Consider the following 18137-nt stretch of genomic DNA (forward strand, 5'->3'; position numbering starts at 1 on the left):
TTACTGCAAAAATCCGTATCATAGCCCGCTTGAAACACTCTATTCACAAGTGACTGACAATATGAGCCAAACATTTATTCCCGGCAAAGATGCCGCTCTTGAAGATTCCATCGATGCATTTCAAACCAAATTAAAGAAATTAGGGTTTGATATTGAAGAAGCCTCCTGGTTAAACCCCGTACCCAACGTTTGGTCTGTACATATCCGCGATAAAGCGTGCCCACTGTGCTTTACTAATGGTAAAGGGGCGAGCAAAAAAGCCGCATTAGCCTCAGCGCTTGGTGAGTATTTTGAGCGTTTATCAACGAATTACTTCTTTGCGGACTTTTACCTTGGTAAATCTATCGCTGAAGGGGATTTTGTTCATTATCCTAATGAAAAATGGTTCCCATTAACCGAAGATGATAGTTTACCTGAAGGGTTATTAGACAATCGTTTGATTAAGTTTTATGACCCCGACAACGCCTTAGCCGCTAGCCAATTAATTGACTTACAATCCGGCAATGAAGAACGTGGTATCTGCGCCCTGCCATTTACCCGCCAATCAGACAACCAAACCGTGTATATTCCAATGAATATTGTCGGTAATTTGTATGTCTCTAACGGTATGTCTGCGGGAAATACAGCCAATGAAGCTCGTGTACAAGGTCTTTCCGAAGTCTTTGAACGTTTTGTGAAAAATAAAATCATCGCTGAAAGTATTAGCCTGCCAGCTATCCCAGAAGATGTTATGGCGCGCTACCCTGCAGTCGTTGAAGCGGTTGAAACCTTAGAGAAAGAAGGTTTTCCAATTTTCTGTTATGACGCATCACTAGGCGGTCAATACCCTGTAATTTGTGTAGTGTTGTTCAATCCACAGAACGGGACTTGCTTTGCCTCATTTGGTGCTCATCCTGACTTTGGTGTGGCCCTTGAGCGTACTGTCACAGAATTGCTGCAAGGCCGTGGCTTAAAAGACCTCGATGTGTTTAATGCACCAACCTTTGATGACGAAGAAGTAGCAGAGCACACGAATCTTGAAACTCACTTTATTGACTCAAGCGGTTTAATTAGCTGGGATCTGTTTAAAGATAATGCCGATTATGCCTTTGCAGATTGGAGTTTTAAAGGCACAACTCAAGAAGAATTTGCAACACTTATCAGTATTTTCAATACATTAGATGCTGAAGTCTATATTGCAGATTATAACCATTTGGGTGTCTACGCTTGCCGTATTTTAGTCCCAGGTATGTCTGATATTTACCCAGTAGAAGACTTACATATTGCCAATAACGCGATGGGCGCTTATTTACGTGACACCATTATCAACCTACCTGATAGCCAATGGGAAAAACAAGATTATCTTGCCCTTATCGAGCAATTAGATGATGACGGCTTAGATGATTTTACACGTGTTCGTGAATTACTTGGTCTGGCTGTAGGTAAAGACAATGGGTGGAGTAACCTACGTATTGGCGAACTAAAATCCATGTTAGCACTGGCTGGTGGTGACCTCGAGCAAGCACTTGCTTGGGTTGAATGGACACAAGATTTCAATAGCTCGGTATTTACTGCTGAGCGTGCGAATTATTATCGTTGCCTGCAAACCCTATTGTTGTTATCCCAAGAAGAAGAGCGTGATCCTGCGCAATACTACAACGCCTTTGTACGGATGTATGGGCAAGAAGCAGTAGATGCGGCATCAGCCGCTATCGCTGGGGAATCATGCTTCTATGGATTGTGGTCTATTGACGAAGAACTTAAAGCACTTCCTGCGCATCAAGCCTTACTGGCCGCTTATGAAAAGCTGCAAAAAGCAAAGCGTGATAATGCATAATGTGAATTAAATCGTTGACGGGGAACTTGCCCCGTCAACATTTTTGCATTTTATTGGTTTATATTAATTATAAATCCAATGAACGTTTCCATAATTTCCATAATAAGAAATCAAACTGTTCTAGCCTATCCGCTTGGGCCTGATAGTCACCACTTGCCGTTTCAATCACCCGTTCAAATAACCCTTTACTTATTGTCGGTAATGGACCCCATCAATAATTGGTCCGCAATCATAATCAATTATGTCTGACAAACGTGTTGCAATTGCGCTATTGGTCGATATTTTTAAAACTGGTACAATTGGATTCTCGGTGTAAGTTCCAGCAAAAAAACTGATTATTTAATTAAGATATATCGCTTTAGTTCATAGTTTTATTTATATGAATCTTTTATTATTTGCATAATTGTTAGATAAATATTGCAAAAATACGATTTGGCTAAGAAATATATATCGGGATCCCCCCTAATTAAATAGGGCATTATGCAAACATAAGTTAAATTATATGCCAAAAGGATCATATTCATCTTAAATAGTTAACATTTACACGTATATTTTTACTTATTTTGATGCTCAAAACTGACTTTATAAAAATTTTTAATAAATTTTAAAAAATATTTAAACCTTATATATCAACATGATAGAATCAGATATAACAATTTATTAACCATTTTCACCACTCTCTCTAGCGAGTTCATGATCCACATCAAATTTCCCATTTATCCCCTTTGTTACTATTATTGCGTGCTATAATTAATCAACTTTGTAAGAGAGTGTTGGTATGAAAGCTGACAACCCTTTTAATTTATTGCCACCAGCTGTAATGGCGCAAGTCGCAGATGATGCCTCTTTTTATAAGGCAAATAAACATCCTGCAATTACTTACTTGTCAGCATTCACTGCCGGTATTTTTATCTCTATTGCGTTTGTATTCTATATCACAGCAACAACTGGGGCAGCTGAAGCGCCTTATGGTTTCACTAAACTTATTGGCGGGATCTGTTTCTCCTTAGGTCTGATGTTAGTGGTTGTATGTGGCGCAGACCTTTTCACTTCCACCGTACTCACTATCGTCTCAAAAGCCACAGGTAGAATTACTTGGGGGCAAATGTTCCGCAACTGGTTTAATGTCTATATTGGTAACTTAATTGGTGCGTTATTCTTTGTTGCACTAATTTGGTTTGCAGGGCAATACACCGCAGCCAATGGCCAATGGGGGTTAAATGTATTACAAACCACCAGCCATAAATTACACCATACCTTTATTGAAGCGGTTACATTAGGAATTTTAGCAAACTTAATGGTTTGCCTTGCGGTTTGGATGAGTTACTCAGGTCGTAGCTTAACGGATAAACTGGTCGTTTTAGTTTTACCTGTCGCGATGTTTGTGGCGAGCGGCTTTGAACATAGTATCGCAAACATGTTCATGATCCCGTTAGGCATTATGATTAAAGAGTTTGCACCCGCTGAATATTGGTCTCAAATCAATATGTCTCCTGACCAATTTTCACACCTAACAGTCGGTAACTTTATTACAGATAACTTAATTCCAGTTACTATCGGAAATATTATTGGCGGCGCGATTTTAGTCGGCCTCATTTATTGGTTTATGCATTTACGTAGTGGCCAAAAACATTAATAGCCACTGACACACACGAAAAGATTTATTAAGATCCCTAAAAGATCCATTGTTAAAAGGTAAAAGTATCATGTCCGAGTTAAATGAAAAATTCGCTTTAGCATGGCAAGGTTTTAACCAAGGTGACTGGCAGAATAACGTCAACGTACGTGACTTCATCCAGAAAAACTATACTCCATATGAAGGTGATGAATCTTTCTTAGCAGGCTCTACTCCAGCAACTGACACGTTGTGGGATAAAGTCATGGAAGGGATCAAAATCGAGAACCGCACCCATGCGCCTGTTGATTTTGACACAGATGTCGCTTCAACCATCACTTCCCATGATGCAGGTTACATTACTAAAGAATTAGAAAAAATTGTTGGTTTACAAACTGACGCACCTTTGAAACGTGGTCTTATCCCGTTCGGTGGTATCAAAATGGTTGAAGGCTCATGCAAAGCATACGACCGTACTTTAGATCCAACAATCAAAAAAATCTTCACTGAATACCGTAAAACTCACAACCAAGGTGTTTTCGACGTTTATACGCCAGACATCTTAAAATGCCGTAAATCAGGTATCTTAACAGGTCTGCCTGATGCATATGGTCGTGGTCGTATCATCGGTGACTACCGTCGTGTTGCACTGTACGGTATTGATTACCTGATGAAAGACAAATTTAACCAATTCACCTCTTTGCAAGAAAGATTAGAAAAAGGTGAAGACCTGCAAATGACTATCCAACTGCGCGAAGAAATTGCTGAACAGCACCGTGCATTGGGTCAAATGAAAGAAATGGCTGCAAAATACGGTTATGATATTTCTGCACCAGCAACAAATGCACAAGAAGCAGTACAGTGGACTTACTTCGGCTACTTAGCCGCAGTTAAATCACAAAACGGTGCTGCAATGTCATTTGGTCGTGTTTCTACCTTCTTAGACGTGTATATCCAACGTGACTTAGAAGCAGGTAAAATCACCGAACAACAAGCGCAAGAGTTAATTGACCACTTGGTCATGAAACTGCGTATGGTACGTTTCTTACGTACACCTGAATACGATGAGCTGTTCTCTGGTGACCCAATCTGGGCAACTGAATCATTAGCAGGTATGGGCCTTGATGGCCGTACTCTAGTAACGAAAAGCACATTCCGTTTCCTGAACACACTGTATACCATGGGCCCATCTCCTGAGCCAAACATGACTATCCTGTGGTCAGAAAAACTGCCAATGAATTTCAAAAAATTCGCGGCAAAAGTGTCTATCGATACCTCATCAGTTCAGTATGAAAACGATGACTTGATGCGTCCAGACTTCGATAACGATGATTATGCAATCGCATGTTGCGTTAGCCCAATGATTGTTGGTAAACAAATGCAGTTCTTCGGTGCTCGCGCAAACTTAGCGAAAACCATGCTGTATACCATCAACGGTGGTGTTGATGAAAAACTGAAAATGCAAGTAGGTCCTAAACATGCGCCAATCATGGACGAAGTCTTAGATTTCGATACTGTGATGAACCAAATGGACCACTTCATGGATTGGTTAGCAACTCAGTATGTCACTGCACTGAACTGCATCCACTTTATGCATGATAAATACAGCTATGAAGCTTCTCTGATGGCACTGCATGACCGTGATGTTTATCGCACCATGGCTTGTGGTATTGCGGGTCTATCTGTTGCTGCTGACTCACTGTCTGCAATCAAATATGCGAAAGTTAAACCAATTCGTGATGAAGACGGTATCGCTATCGACTTCGAAATCGAAGGTGAATATCCACAATTTGGTAACAACGATTCACGTGTAGATGATATCGCGTGCGACTTAGTTGAACGTTTCATGAAGAAAATTCAGAAACTGCCTACTTACCGTAACGCGGTACCAACTCAGTCAATCCTGACCATCACATCTAACGTTGTGTATGGTAAGAAAACAGGTAATACACCAGATGGTCGTCGTGCAGGTGCGCCATTCGGACCAGGTGCAAACCCAATGCACGGTCGTGACCAAAAAGGTGCAGTAGCTTCACTGACTTCGGTTGCTAAACTGCCGTTTGCTTACGCGAAAGATGGTATTTCTTATACTTTCTCTATCGTACCAAATGCGTTAGGTAAAGATGATGATGTTCGTAAAACTAACTTAGCAGGTCTGATGGATGGTTACTTCCACCACGAAGCGTCTATCGAAGGCGGCCAGCACCTGAACGTTAACGTTATGAACCGTGAAATGCTGCTAGATGCAATGGAAAACCCAGAAAAATACCCACAATTGACTATCCGTGTATCGGGTTATGCTGTACGTTTCAACTCACTGACGAAAGAACAACAGCAAGACGTTATTACTCGTACTTTCACCAGTACAATGTAATAATTAGCTCATTAAAATAAAGTAAATTAAAGACCCCGCTTTACGGGGTCTTTTTATCTATACCAGCAACGATATTTTTGCTCTACAGTTTGCGGTATGACGGATATTTTGGAGTACCTGCTATGTCTGCCAATACAATTACAACAACTGATATCACTAAAACTGAAGTGCCTGCAACCCTCGGCCGTATTCATTCATTTGAATCATGCGGAACGGTCGATGGTCCTGGGATCCGTTTCATTGTATTTTTCCAAGGTTGTTTAATGCGCTGCCTCTATTGCCATAATCGCGATACTTGGGACACTCACGGTGGCAACATCGTTACCGTCGAAGAATTAATGAAAGAGGCCGTTACCTATCGCCATTTTATGAATGCTACAGGTGGTGGTGTTACCGCCTCAGGCGGAGAAGCTATCTTACAAGCTGAATTTGTACGTGACTGGTTCCGTGCCTGTAAAAAAGAAAATATTCATACTTGCCTTGATACCAATGGATTCGTGCGCCGCTACGACCCAGTGATTGATGAACTGATGGATGTCACTGACTTAGTGATGTTAGATTTAAAGCAAATCGATGATGAAATTCATCAAAAATTAGTGGGTGTTTCTAACCATCGTACTTTGGAATTTGCTCGTTACCTTGCCAAACGCAACCAGAAAACTTGGGTACGCTATGTTGTCGTGCCGGGTTGGAGTGATGACGACCATTCGGTACATTTACTGGGCGAATTTACCAAAGATATGAGCAATATCGAAAAAATCGAATTACTGCCCTACCACGAACTCGGTAAACACAAATGGGAAACCATGGGTGAAGAATACAAACTAGATGGCGTTAGACCACCATCAAAAGAAGTGATGGAACGAGTTAAAAGTATTCTAGAAAGTTATGGTCATAAAGTGATGTACTAACCAATCTGAGGCTCTTTATAGAGCCTCAGCTTTATTTGAACAGTGCTAAATAGCCAATTATCTGAGTAACTGCCTTTTTATATCCTACCAGCCCAATACCAGCTAACTGAATATTTTTATATTTATGTTCTAATAATTCTTGCTGATATTAATTATATGTACAGCAAGATTGAGCAAGCAAACTAAAAAGTATATAGATAATTGTCTTATCACGATAAAAATATTTTATACAAGAAAATTTTAATCAAAAATACCTTACCAGAATAGTCTGCTTTATAATAAGCTAACTTATCTGCATACTACCGCCGATAAGTTACAAGAATGAGTATAAGCTCAAAAAACTTATTAATAATAATTAATCGCTAATTCACTACGACTAACAGGTTCCTTTTTTATTATGAATAATGAAAACTTCAGTGCAGATAACAACCCTGCACCTACAATTAATGCGCAAACTCAAGCTGATACATTTGTTTTTCACGCAGAACCGCGTGCAGTAGATGCAGGCGAAGGTGTTAACTGGATCAGCCAATCATGGTCTCTCGTTAAAGAAAAACTGGGAATGTGGATCTTGATTAACATTGTTCTGTTTGCTGTGATCTTTATCATTTCAATGATCCCATTCTTAAATTTATTAATTACATTTATTACACCTATTTTTATCGGTGGTATTATTGCTATCAGTGAAAATCAACGTAAAACAGGCCAAGCAGAAATCGGCTTATTATTTGCGGGCTTCCAAAATAAATTTGGTACCCTATTTGCCGTTGGAGCCATCAACTTTGCTGCTAACTTAGTAGGAATGATCATCGCATTTATTATCGGTGGTTCTGCAATGTTCGGTTTACTGATGGAAAGCAACCAATATGGTTCACCATCTGATGCAGCTATCCTTGCCTCTTCAGGTACATTCTTCTTTGCAATCATCATAATGGCCGTTGCAGCATTAGTGGGTACAGCCTTAACTTGGTTTGCTCCTGCATTAGTGATGAACCATGATTTCACTGTTGGCGCTGCAATTTCTGCAAGCTTACAAGCCGTTAAGAAAAACATCCTGCCAGGTATTCTGTTCTTTATCGTTATCTCTATCTTAATGATAATTTCAGTTATTCCATTAGGTTTAGGTTTATTAGTTTCTATGCCAATTATGTATGTTTGCTATTACAGCAGCTACCGTAGCCTGTTTTTCTCACAAGTAAAATAGGTTCGAATAACGCTGTTATTCTGTCATTCTCAAAGGGAAAGCAAATGCTTTCCTTTTTTTATTACGTTATTTAATAAGTTAAAAAAAACCGCAGCTATCACTAGCCGCGGTCTATATTTAGGTTAATGAGTAATTAACCGATAAACTCTAACCCTTTCATGTATGGGCGCAATACTTCTGGAACTTCAATACGGCCATCAGCTAATTGGTAGTTTTCTAAAATCGCCACCAATGTACGACCAACGGCTAAACCAGAACCATTCAGAGTATGAACAAGTTGTGTTTTCTTATCACTCTTACCGCGGAAGCGTGCTTGCATACGTCGTGCTTGGAAATCCCACATGTTTGAACAAGATGAAATTTCACGATATGTATTTTGCGCTGGTAACCACACTTCTAAGTCATAAGTTTTACGTGAACCAAAGCCAATATCACCGGTGCATAAAATGACTTTACGATAAGGTAAGTTCAGTAATTGCAACACTTTTTCAGCATGGCCTGTTAGCTCTTCCAGTGCATCCATAGATTTTTCTGGATGAACAATTTGCACTAACTCAACTTTGTCAAATTGATGCATACGGATCAAACCGCGTGTATCACGACCATAAGATCCCGCTTCAGAACGGAAGCAAGGCGTATGTGCCGTCATTTTCAGAGGAAGTGAATCTTCATCTAAAATTTCATCACGAACCAAGTTAGTCACAGGTACTTCAGCGGTTGGGATCAACGCATAAGTACTGCTGTCAGCTTCTTCTTCCAGTGGTTTAGTATGAAATAAATCTTCACCAAACTTTGGTAATTGGCCAGTTCCGTACAGCGTGTCATGGTTGACTAAATACGGAACATACAACTCTTGGTAACCATGTTGTTCAGTATGCAAATCAAGCATGAATTGTGCCAATGCACGGTGCATGCGAGCAATTTGCCCTTTCATAACAACAAAACGTGCACCTGTCAGTTTTACCGCAGCTGGAAAGTCTAAGCCACCAGATAATTCGCCAAGACTGACATGGTCTTTAACTTCGAAATCATACTGACGAGGTTCACCCCAACGTGCAACCTCAACGTTGTCAGAATCATCTTTACCATCAGGCACTTGGTCATCAGGAATATTCGGGATACTTAAAGCAATATCACGGATTTCTTGTTGCAGCTTATCTAACTCCGCTTTTGCAGAATCCAATTTTTCGCCTAATTGGTTAACTTCCAGACGTAATGGTTCGATATCTTCACCACGTGCCTTCGCCGCACCAATGGTTTTCGATCGCGAGTTACGGTCTGCTTGCAGGGTTTCAGTTTCAACTTGTAAAACTTTGCGGCGTTCTTCTAATTCACGCAGCTTTTCCACATCAAGGGTAAAACCCCTGCGAGCCAGTTTTTCAGCAACCGCGTCTAGCTCCGTACGCAGTAAATTGGGATCGAGCATGCTTATCCTGTGATTATTGTGAGTAATTAATGATACTTTTTGAGGTGCATTCCAGCACGACAAATAAAATAAAGTATTTCGCTATATAACCTTACCGCATTGCCCAGTTTAGCGATAGCGTTTTGTGGTGCTAATTTGATCCTGTTGGGCTAACCAGTCTAGTTTTTCAGCAAACTTGCTTTCTTGACCCCGTTTTGTCGGGTAATAATAACGTGTTGTTTGCATCGCTTCAGGGAAATAGTTTTCCCCTGCCGCATAAGCGTTGGGTTCATCATGCGCATAGCGATATTCTTTCCCTGCCCCCATCTCTTTTAATAGTTTAGTTGGGGCATTTCGAAGATGTTCCGGCACATCGTAATCTGGCTGCATTTGTGCATCTTTAATCGCTGCTTTATAGGCGGTATACACAGCGTTACTTTTCGGCGCACAAGCTAAATAAACAATGGCTTGAGCAATCGCCCTCTCGCCCTCCGCGGGCCCTACTCGCGTAAAACAATCCCACGCTGAAATAGCCACTTGCATCGCCCGGGGATCTGCATTCCCCACATCTTCTGATGCAATGGCAAGCAATCGGCGAGCAACATACAGTGGGTCCCCCCCCGCAGTGATGATCCTTGCAAACCAGTACAGTGCGGCATCTGGTGCTGAGCCCCTAATAGACTTATGCAAAGCAGAAATTAAGTCGTAATAGCGGTCGCCTTTGTTATCAAACCGAGCTGTACGCTCACCACTAACCTCTTTTAATAAATCCGTGGTTAAAACGCGCTGCCCTTGAGTGTCGGCTTCGGCCATATCCGCCATCATTTCCAGCAGATTTAATGAACGCCTAGCATCCCCATTAACCAACTGAGCGACCATTTTACGTGTGCTATCGGGTAGAACAATATTTTGCCCACCAAGGCCACGAGAGGCGTCAGCCAGTGCTTGCAACAATACCTGTTCAATATCATTCTCTTCAAGAGATTTAAGCAAATACACCCTAGCACGTGATAACAATGCAGAGTTTAATTCAAATGATGGGTTTTCTGTTGTCGCACCTATAAAGGTGATCGTGCCATCTTCTATATGCGGTAAAAATGCATCTTGCTGGCTTTTATTAAAACGATGAACCTCATCCACAAATAAAATGGTTCTTCGCCCTGCACTACGATTTTGCCGAGCTTTTTCAATAGATTCTCGAATCTCTTTAATACCAGAGGTGACTGCTGAAATACGTTCAATATCGGCTTGTGCATAATGACCAATAATTTCAGCAAGCGTTGTTTTACCTGTTCCTGGCGGTCCCCATAAAATCATGGAGTGCAGATGACCCGCTTTAATCGCACGTGGCAACGGTTTCCCCTCTGCCAATAAATGCTTTTGCCCAATATATTGCTCAAGGGTTTCAGGCCGCATTCTTGCTGCTAAAGGTTGAAATTCATTCTGCGAAAAATCAAGAGACAGGTTACCCACTATATCCTCTTTTTTACCACTTAAAATATCTTATTTATTAGCCAGCAAGCACGACTGTTACTGGCTAATATTTTCTCTAATCAAGCTTATTTTGCGTTTGAGCGCTGGTCATCTAAAGTGACGCCTTTTGGTACTGTAAATTTGAATTTACTTGCATCAACGCGACCATTTTTCTGCTCTTTTAATTGGTAAGCACTCGTTTGGCCATCTTGCTCAACTGCTGAAAATTGCTCAATCGTCCCTTCGGGAGAAACCGTAATCGAAAAACGCTTTAAAGTTCCACTAGTTTGCTTTGGTTTCAAATCAAACGTATTTCCCTGCTGAATGATTGAGTACTGTTTCCAATCTTTCGGGTCGTTACGCGTAATCAGTAAAAATGGCGTATCCTGCGTGGCATCCGCTAAGTTAGTCACGGTCACTTGTTCTACGAACGGGTTATAAAACCACAAGTTTTTTCCATCTGACACAAGTACACTTTCATCCGGTGATGTCATGTTCCAATTAAATAAATTTGGCCGCTCAAGCCATAAATCCCCAACACCTTCTTGAATCAAATCACCTTCAGGGCTTGTCACCTTTTGTGAGAAGCTAGCTTGAAAGCTATTGACCTTATTTAAACGTTCTTGAAGGTCTTGGCTTGCGTCCGCAAATACTTGGCCAATATGTAAACTCAGGGCTAACGCACCCAATAACATCATTTTTTTCATCGATGAAAGACCTTAAAATTATTACCATAAGAGGTGTTACGTCTTTATACACCCCTTAAATTAAACCAGCAATTAGCACACTAAAATTATTAATGTCCCATTGACGGAGGTGCAAGAACTTCACGGTTACCATTGTGCCCTTGCTCACTGACAATACCTTGGATTTCCATTTGCTCAACAATTCTTGCAGCTCGGTTATAGCCTATCCTGAATTGACGTTGGACCCCAGAAATGGAAACGCGTTGTTTCTCAACAACAAATTCAACTGCTTGGTCGAATAGTGGGTCGAGCTCTTCGCCGCCACTATCGTAACCACCACCTTCGCTATCATCGCTACAGGTGGTAATGCTATCAATATATTGTGGTTTACCGCGAGCTTTCCAATCATTCACAACCGCATGAACCTCTTGGTCACGAACAAAAGCACCGTGTACCCGCACAGGTATTGAAGAGTTAGGTGGCAAATACAGCATATCCCCCATACCAAGTAAAGACTCCGCGCCGCCTTGGTCAAGGATCGTGCGTGAGTCAATCTTACTGGATACCGTAAAAGCAATTCGCGTTGGAATATTTGCTTTGATTAACCCTGTAATAATATCAACCGATGGCCGTTGAGTTGCCAATACCAAGTGAATACCTGCTGCACGCGCTTTTTGTGCTAATCGTGCAATTAACTCTTCCACTTTTTTACCCGCTGTCATCATCAAATCAGCGAACTCATCGACCATGACGACAATGTAAGGTTCTTTTTTCAACATTGGATGTTCGACATCCATGCTATCTCCGGGTTTCCAATGTGGATCAGGGATTGGCCGCCCCATTTCTTCTGCCGCTTTGATGCGCTCGTTATAACCCGCGAGGTTACGTACCCCTAACGCAGACATCAATTTATAACGACGTTCCATTTCATTCACACACCAACGCAAGGCATTTGCTGCGTCTTTCATGTCAGTAACCACTTCCGTCAATAGATGTGGGATACCTTCATAAATGGATAATTCGAGCATTTTTGGGTCAATCATGATAAAGCGGACATCTTCAGGTTTCGCTTTATACAAGATACTGAGGATCATCGCATTCACCCCAACAGACTTACCAGAGCCTGTTGTCCCCGCAACGAGTAAATGTGGCATTTTCGCTAAATCAGCAACGACGGGGTCGCCTTCAATATCTTTGCCTAGCACGATTGTCAGTGGAGACGAATTTTTACGGAAGTCATCGCAATCTAAAACTTCACTTAAATAAACGGTTTGCCGTTTCTCATTAGGGAGTTCAAGACCCACATATGGTTTACCTGGTATCACCTCGACAACGCGTACTGCTACGGTTGATAATGAACGAGCAAGGTCACGTGACAATGTGGATATCCGCGCTGCTTTTACTCCTGGTGCTAAATCAAGTTCAAACCGAGTAATGACAGGGCCTGGAGAGAACCCAACGACTTCAGCTTTAACACGATAATCATTTAGCCTTGCTTCAATCAGCCTTGCTGTTTGTTCTAGTTTGAACATATCCACTGGCTCTTCTTGCGCTGGTGGACTAGCCAGTAAATCAAGAGATGGCATTGGCGTTGTAGGTTTTGGTAATGGTTGATCATTACGCACTAAGAACGGGTGGAATAAGCTATCTTGTTGTGGCTGCTGTGGCTGCTGTGGCTGCTGTGGCTGCTGTGGCTGCTGTGGCTGCTGTGGCTGCTGTGGCTGCTGTGGCTGCTGTGGCTGCTGTGGCTGCACAAAAGTTTGCGCCACGGATGGTGAGCTGCCAAGCCCTTCTGCAATATTATTTTGTGAAACCTCCGGTGGAACGGAAGTCGCACTAAATGACGGCATAAATAATGGGTCAGCAGGCTCATTGTCAACCAAATCATCAACAGGGGTAAAGCTATCCAGTACAGAGAACTCTTTGCTTAAATCAATCTTAGGCTCAAAGTCGTCTTGTTCTTGGGAAGAATGTGCTTGTGTAAACTGCGGCTGATAGCCGTTATCCACAGTTGTTGGGGCTTCTTCAGGCTCTGGAATAGTATGAATATTATTGGATAATGGTGACGTCGACGCCCAGCGATGTTCAATCGCTGGCTGCGTAAATGCACTGGCTTTATTTTCTGCCATTGGCTCATTTTGCCATTGGTTTTCATTAGAATGTCCGCTATTTAACGGTGCCTCATAATCAGTTTCATCAACGTCACCATAACGTTCGCGTTGCTGTTCTAAAAACTGCGCTCGTAGTAATTCGTCTTGTTGCGCTTCATCATCAATTGCAGGTTCGTCAACTTCACTCGTAGACCACTGCTGATATACCTGCTCACGTTTAGAGGCCTCTTCTTCACGCCGTTGTAGTTCTGCATCACGTAACGAAGGAATGCGAATGCCATATAATTCACGACGCGTCGGTAAGCGAACAGGATTAGGTCGCGGAAGCTCTGGCTCCATATTTTGTTTAACTTGGGCATGGCGCTCCAGTGCCGCGACTGAAATACCCGCAGCCGCTAATGCTGCAGGATTAGAAACCCTTTCAGTAACAGATGACGGAATAATGTTTTGCGTGATATTTGAAGGATCAAGTGATGGCACTGATGTCGCCTGTGGTTCAAACGCCGCTTGATTAACAGATGTTACCTGATTATTCGAATACTTTGGAGAAGCGATGTTATCCTGTTTTTGAGGCTCTGTTTGTTGATTATGATGAACACCAAACATCGATTCTTCTGGTGCAACATACGCAGACGATTGAACTAACGGCTCATTCGCTGTTTCTGATATTGCGTCAAAACCAGCGCTGAGCTTAGGTTGGTAATCTTCTGGTACTTCAAAATGATATGTACTCGGTTCATCCACTGTCGAGAAAGTGGGTACTGGATCTTGTTCTAATTCATTTTGATTGACCGAAGGGATCGGACTTTCTGGCGCTGTAATCGCTTCGCTCGTCACTTTTTCCGTGGTTGGGTCGACTTCTGTGACTAATTCAGTCACTGTGGGGGCGGAAAATAAAACATCATCTACATCAAGATGTTCTAGATCATCATTGGCTCTGTGTTCCGCTTCTTGCGCACGCTGTAAAGCCCCTTCAGTTTCTTCAACATCGTAATCATAAGCATCTAAATCGTCTCCCCTTGCTCGATTTGTTAGCAACGTGATCGGGAGAAGAACGGCAGCACCAATTTTTTCTGCAATGGTAAGCCATGACCACCCAGTAAACAGCGTAAAGCTTATCGCCCATAAAAACAGTAATGCTAAAGTGGCACCTAATGAATTGAACCACGGCATAATTGCACTACTAAATACGCTGCCAATCACACCGCCAGAGGCGAAGTTAGGCAAGTCGTCAAAATTGAGAGCCGCGAGACCACAAGAGGATAAAATAAGTGCTAGCCCACCAATTAATCTTAATGATAAAGAGAAAAAGTCAATATATCGGCGTTGACTTTCATATTGGAAAATCGCCCAACACCCTAAAAGCAATAATGGAGGGATTGCAAATGCAAGAATACCAAAAGCAGAGAAAAGGATATCTGCACTCCATGAACCAACACTCCCTCCTAGATTCTGTACAGGGGCATTCCAAGTCGTTTGTGACCAGCTTGGATCTGAAGGGCTGAAGCTCAATAAAGCCACCATTAAGAAGAGAGCGCTCAAGCATATTGCGAGCAAAATAACCTCTAATAGCCGTCTTCCGCTACTTAGTTTTTTAAATTTGATATGTTTATCTTCTGTATATTCTTGGCTCATTATTGTTTCTTTGCTAACTGATGTTCTTGACTAACTTAGATTTATTCTACCATTAAACCCCTGACTCTGCCTGCTTTACAACGACTAAGGGAAATCAGGGCCTCACCAAAGCACTAAGATGCAGTATTCCATCTAATGTATGATGATTCAATTTCTATTTCTCGTCAAAAATCCTAAATATTTATAGCTTTAGAATCAATAAATTGGAAATAAAATTTATCAATTGCTAAGTAATTGACGTAAAACACAATAGAAAGTTTTAGATAGCAACCAATTGAAGCTATTAAACAACAAAATACGGCGTTTTGATAAAGCAACAGATGAGGTGAGAAAAACGGAACAACGCTGAGTAAACTCAGCGTTGAAACTGCAGTGCGGCAACAAAGCTGAAATGCTGTGCTGAATTGAGGTTAAAAAAGCAATAATTAGCGAGTTTTGATCACTAAACGATTGCTTTGTTTAACTTCTTCCATAACGACATAGGTGCGAGTATCGTTCACGCCTGGTAAACGTAACAGAGTTTCACCTAAAAGTTTACGATATGCGGACATATCAGGCACACGCGTTTTCAACAAGTAGTCAAAGTCACCAGAAACTAAGTGACATTCTTGAATTTCTTCCAGTTTTTGAACTGCAGTGTTGAATTGCTCAAACACATCTGCAGCGCCACGGTTGAGTGTAATCTCAACAAATACAAGCAAAGATGCATCTAAGTAGTGTGGGTTTAATAACGCCGTATAGCCAGAGATAAATCCTTGTCTCTCAAGACGACGTACACGCTCTAAACAAGGTGTTGGGGATAGACCCACTCGTTTAGATAATTCTACGTTAGAAATTCGCCCGTCTTTTTGTAGCTCGTTTAATATATTCCTGTCGATACGGTCAAGGTCTTTGCCAGGACGCTTTTTATTGTCAATCATCTCTTTATCTCTCTTTCTCTAATTGTTATTTTCTACATCTTAAAATAAGCACCTTAGCCACCACCTTTATTCATTTAGGAATTTGTGTTCAGGAGCAAATTTTATTCATAATGCTGAAGTTAGTGTGAATGTAAGTATCACCCACAATTTTTACTTGTCTTTTAAATTTGTAAGTAGTGTAAAGTTAATCTTCCAATAAGAACAAAAATGCGCCATTTCCATTTATCCGCTAGATAATTAACTCTTACACTGATGTTTTCGCAAATGCGCAGCCGATTGTCAAAGCAAATGAATAAAAATCAGTACAAGATTTCGCTTTTTTTTCCAGTAAAACGTTTCGCAGCCTTAATTCAAGATAATTCCTAAAAATTGTGATGCGTGACACAAGTAACTTTTTGTTACATTTTATCGGCATTACCTATTGATAAAATAAGCTAAATAAAACTAACTTATACTTAAACCACTTTTGTTAGTCTCTTATTTCTCCTACAATCTTGTAAATGCTTTTTAGATTAAAGAGGAATTCATGAGCACAACAACACATCGCAAGTTAATCATTCTTGGTTCTGGCCCTGCGGGCTATACTGCAGCAGTTTATGCCGCACGTGCAAACTTAAACCCAGCTTTGATTACTGGGGTGGAAAAAGGCGGTCAATTGACCACCACAACTGACGTTGAAAACTGGCCTGGTGACCCAGAAGGTTTAACTGGTCCAGGGCTTATGGAACGCATGCATGAGCACGCAGCAAAATTTGAAACCGAAATCATTTCTGACCATATCCAAAAAGTGGACTTAAAACAACGTCCTTTCCGTTTAATTGGCGATGAAAATGAATATACCTGTGACGCTTTAATTATTGCAACAGGGGCTTCCGCGCGTTATATCGGTCTGCCTTCAGAAGAAGCGTTCAAAGGCCGTGGCGTTTCAGCTTGTGCAACCTGTGATGGTTTTTTCTATCGTAACCAAAAAGTCGCTGTCGTTGGCGGTGGAAACACAGCGGTAGAAGAAGCATTGTATCTTTCTAATATCGCTTCAGAAGTGCATCTCATTCATCGTCGTGATAGTTTCCGTGCAGAAAAAATCCTTATCAATCGTTTAATGGATAAAGTTGAAAACGGTAATATTATTCTGCATACAGACCGTACATTAAATGAAGTATTAGGTGATGATATGGGCGTAACCGGTGTGCGTTTAGAGTGTACTAAAACACATACAACTGAAGATATCCCTGTCATGGGGGCATTTATTGCCATCGGCCACAGCCCAAATACAGGCATCTTTGCAGGGCAACTAGATTTAGATAACGGTTATATTAAAGTACAATCTGGCACCCAAGGTAATGCAACTCAAACCTCTGTTGAAGGTGTGTTTGCTGCAGGTGATGTCATGGACCATATATACCGCCAAGCAATTACGTCTGCGGGCACAGGTTGTATGGCAGCCTTAGATGCCGAACGTTATCTAGATGGTTTAGCATCTAAATAACCATTAATGGCTATGATTTAAATAGGCTTCAAATTTTAATCATTTGAAGCCTATTTTATTATTTTAAATACCAATCTTAACTATTAGTTTTACATATATTTTTAAGAGCAAAGTTATACTGAACTTCTTTAATACTGCCTATACTGTTTTTGCATAACATTAATTAATACAATGTATGGGCAACACATAGAACGTGATGCCATAGCGGTTATTTTTCTTTTATTACTGTCTTACTTTCCGCGATCCAAGACATCGTCCTCGCAGCCAATTAAGCACCGCCATATACCTCACTATTTTACTCACAATTTTTGTTCCTTATGCAATAAGCGACCTAATTACTCATGTAAGATCCGCCATTTTTTCTCAACATTATGGTTAATAATAGAGCCTGTTCTTAATTCTAATTAAAAATGCTGGCAGCTTAACATTCTTTGTTAAGCCGTCTTTTCATTAAGTAAAAATACAGTAACATCCCAATATTATTACATATCAATCTCGACT

The 18137-nt window shown here is 41.1% G+C and carries 11 protein-coding genes and 1 pseudogene; 6 read left to right on the top strand and 6 right to left on the bottom strand.

The annotated features are described in order from the left end of the window. Window positions 1-61 precede the first annotated feature (61 nt). The gene (gene ycaO / locus PSF42_RS02355; RefSeq protein ID WP_125892740.1) at window positions 62-1816 is read left to right on the top strand and encodes a 30S ribosomal protein S12 methylthiotransferase accessory factor YcaO; all 1755 of its coding nucleotides are present in this window, start codon (window positions 62-64) and stop codon (window positions 1814-1816) included. A gap of 67 nt (window positions 1817-1883) precedes the next feature. On the opposite strand, the pseudogene PSF42_RS20760 reads toward ycaO, so the two are convergent. Further along, window positions 1884-2155 (bottom strand): annotated as a pseudogene (locus PSF42_RS20760) (altronate dehydratase); the annotation flags it as partial. Window positions 2156-2594: 439 nt separating this feature from the next. Between PSF42_RS20760 and focA the strand changes: the two are divergent. The 4 genes from focA to PSF42_RS02380 all read left to right on the top strand — a co-directional run bounded on the left by focA (window position 2595) and on the right by PSF42_RS02380 (window position 7920). Further along, entirely contained in the window at window positions 2595-3452 is an 858-nt protein-coding gene (gene focA / locus PSF42_RS02365) for a formate transporter FocA (RefSeq protein ID WP_004256299.1), read from the top strand. A 70-nt stretch (window positions 3453-3522) separates the two neighbouring features. Then, window positions 3523-5805 carry a formate C-acetyltransferase gene (gene pflB / locus PSF42_RS02370; RefSeq protein ID WP_125892480.1) on the top strand — a complete coding sequence of 761 codons (2283 nt, stop codon included), beginning with the start codon at window positions 3523-3525 and terminating at the stop codon, window positions 5803-5805. A gap of 122 nt (window positions 5806-5927) precedes the next feature. Further along, window positions 5928-6716 carry a pyruvate formate lyase 1-activating protein gene (gene pflA, locus PSF42_RS02375; protein WP_213914554.1) on the top strand — a complete coding sequence of 263 codons (789 nt, stop codon included), beginning with the start codon at window positions 5928-5930 and terminating at the stop codon, window positions 6714-6716. A gap of 397 nt (window positions 6717-7113) precedes the next feature. Next, window positions 7114-7920 (top strand): BPSS1780 family membrane protein, encoded by an 807-nt coding sequence (locus PSF42_RS02380; RefSeq protein ID WP_272679377.1) that lies wholly within the window; start codon window positions 7114-7116, stop codon window positions 7918-7920. Between the two features lie 133 nt (window positions 7921-8053). Here PSF42_RS02380 and serS read toward each other — a convergent pair whose 3' ends face one another. The 5 genes from serS to lrp form a co-directional block, all read right to left on the bottom strand. Continuing rightward, window positions 8054-9346 carry a serine--tRNA ligase gene (serS, locus tag PSF42_RS02385; protein WP_004256329.1) on the bottom strand — a complete coding sequence of 431 codons (1293 nt, stop codon included), beginning with the start codon at window positions 9344-9346 and terminating at the stop codon, window positions 8054-8056. A 108-nt stretch (window positions 9347-9454) separates the two neighbouring features. After that, window positions 9455-10798 carry a replication-associated recombination protein A gene (locus PSF42_RS02390; RefSeq protein WP_125892474.1) on the bottom strand — a complete coding sequence of 448 codons (1344 nt, stop codon included), beginning with the start codon at window positions 10796-10798 and terminating at the stop codon, window positions 9455-9457. Window positions 10799-10884: 86 nt separating this feature from the next. Then, a complete protein-coding gene (gene lolA, locus PSF42_RS02395; RefSeq protein WP_125892472.1) occupies window positions 10885-11505 on the bottom strand; it encodes an outer membrane lipoprotein chaperone LolA in 621 nt (206 codons plus the stop codon). Between the two features lie 89 nt (window positions 11506-11594). Beyond that, a complete protein-coding gene (locus PSF42_RS02400) occupies window positions 11595-15230 on the bottom strand; it encodes a DNA translocase FtsK 4TM domain-containing protein (RefSeq protein WP_272679378.1) in 3636 nt (1211 codons plus the stop codon). Between the two features lie 425 nt (window positions 15231-15655). Continuing rightward, window positions 15656-16150 carry a leucine-responsive transcriptional regulator Lrp gene (gene lrp / locus PSF42_RS02405; RefSeq protein WP_004256338.1) on the bottom strand — a complete coding sequence of 165 codons (495 nt, stop codon included), beginning with the start codon at window positions 16148-16150 and terminating at the stop codon, window positions 15656-15658. 526 nt (window positions 16151-16676) lie between these two features. Here lrp and trxB point away from each other — a divergent pair. Next, on the top strand, window positions 16677-17636 hold the full coding sequence (trxB, locus tag PSF42_RS02410) for a thioredoxin-disulfide reductase (protein WP_125893222.1): 960 nt from the start codon (window positions 16677-16679) through the stop codon (window positions 17634-17636). The last annotated feature ends 501 nt before the right edge of the window (window positions 17637-18137 follow it).

The organism is Providencia sp. PROV032 (assembly GCF_028484875.1).
In the GTDB taxonomy this organism is placed as follows: domain Bacteria; phylum Pseudomonadota; class Gammaproteobacteria; order Enterobacterales; family Enterobacteriaceae; genus Providencia; species Providencia rettgeri_E.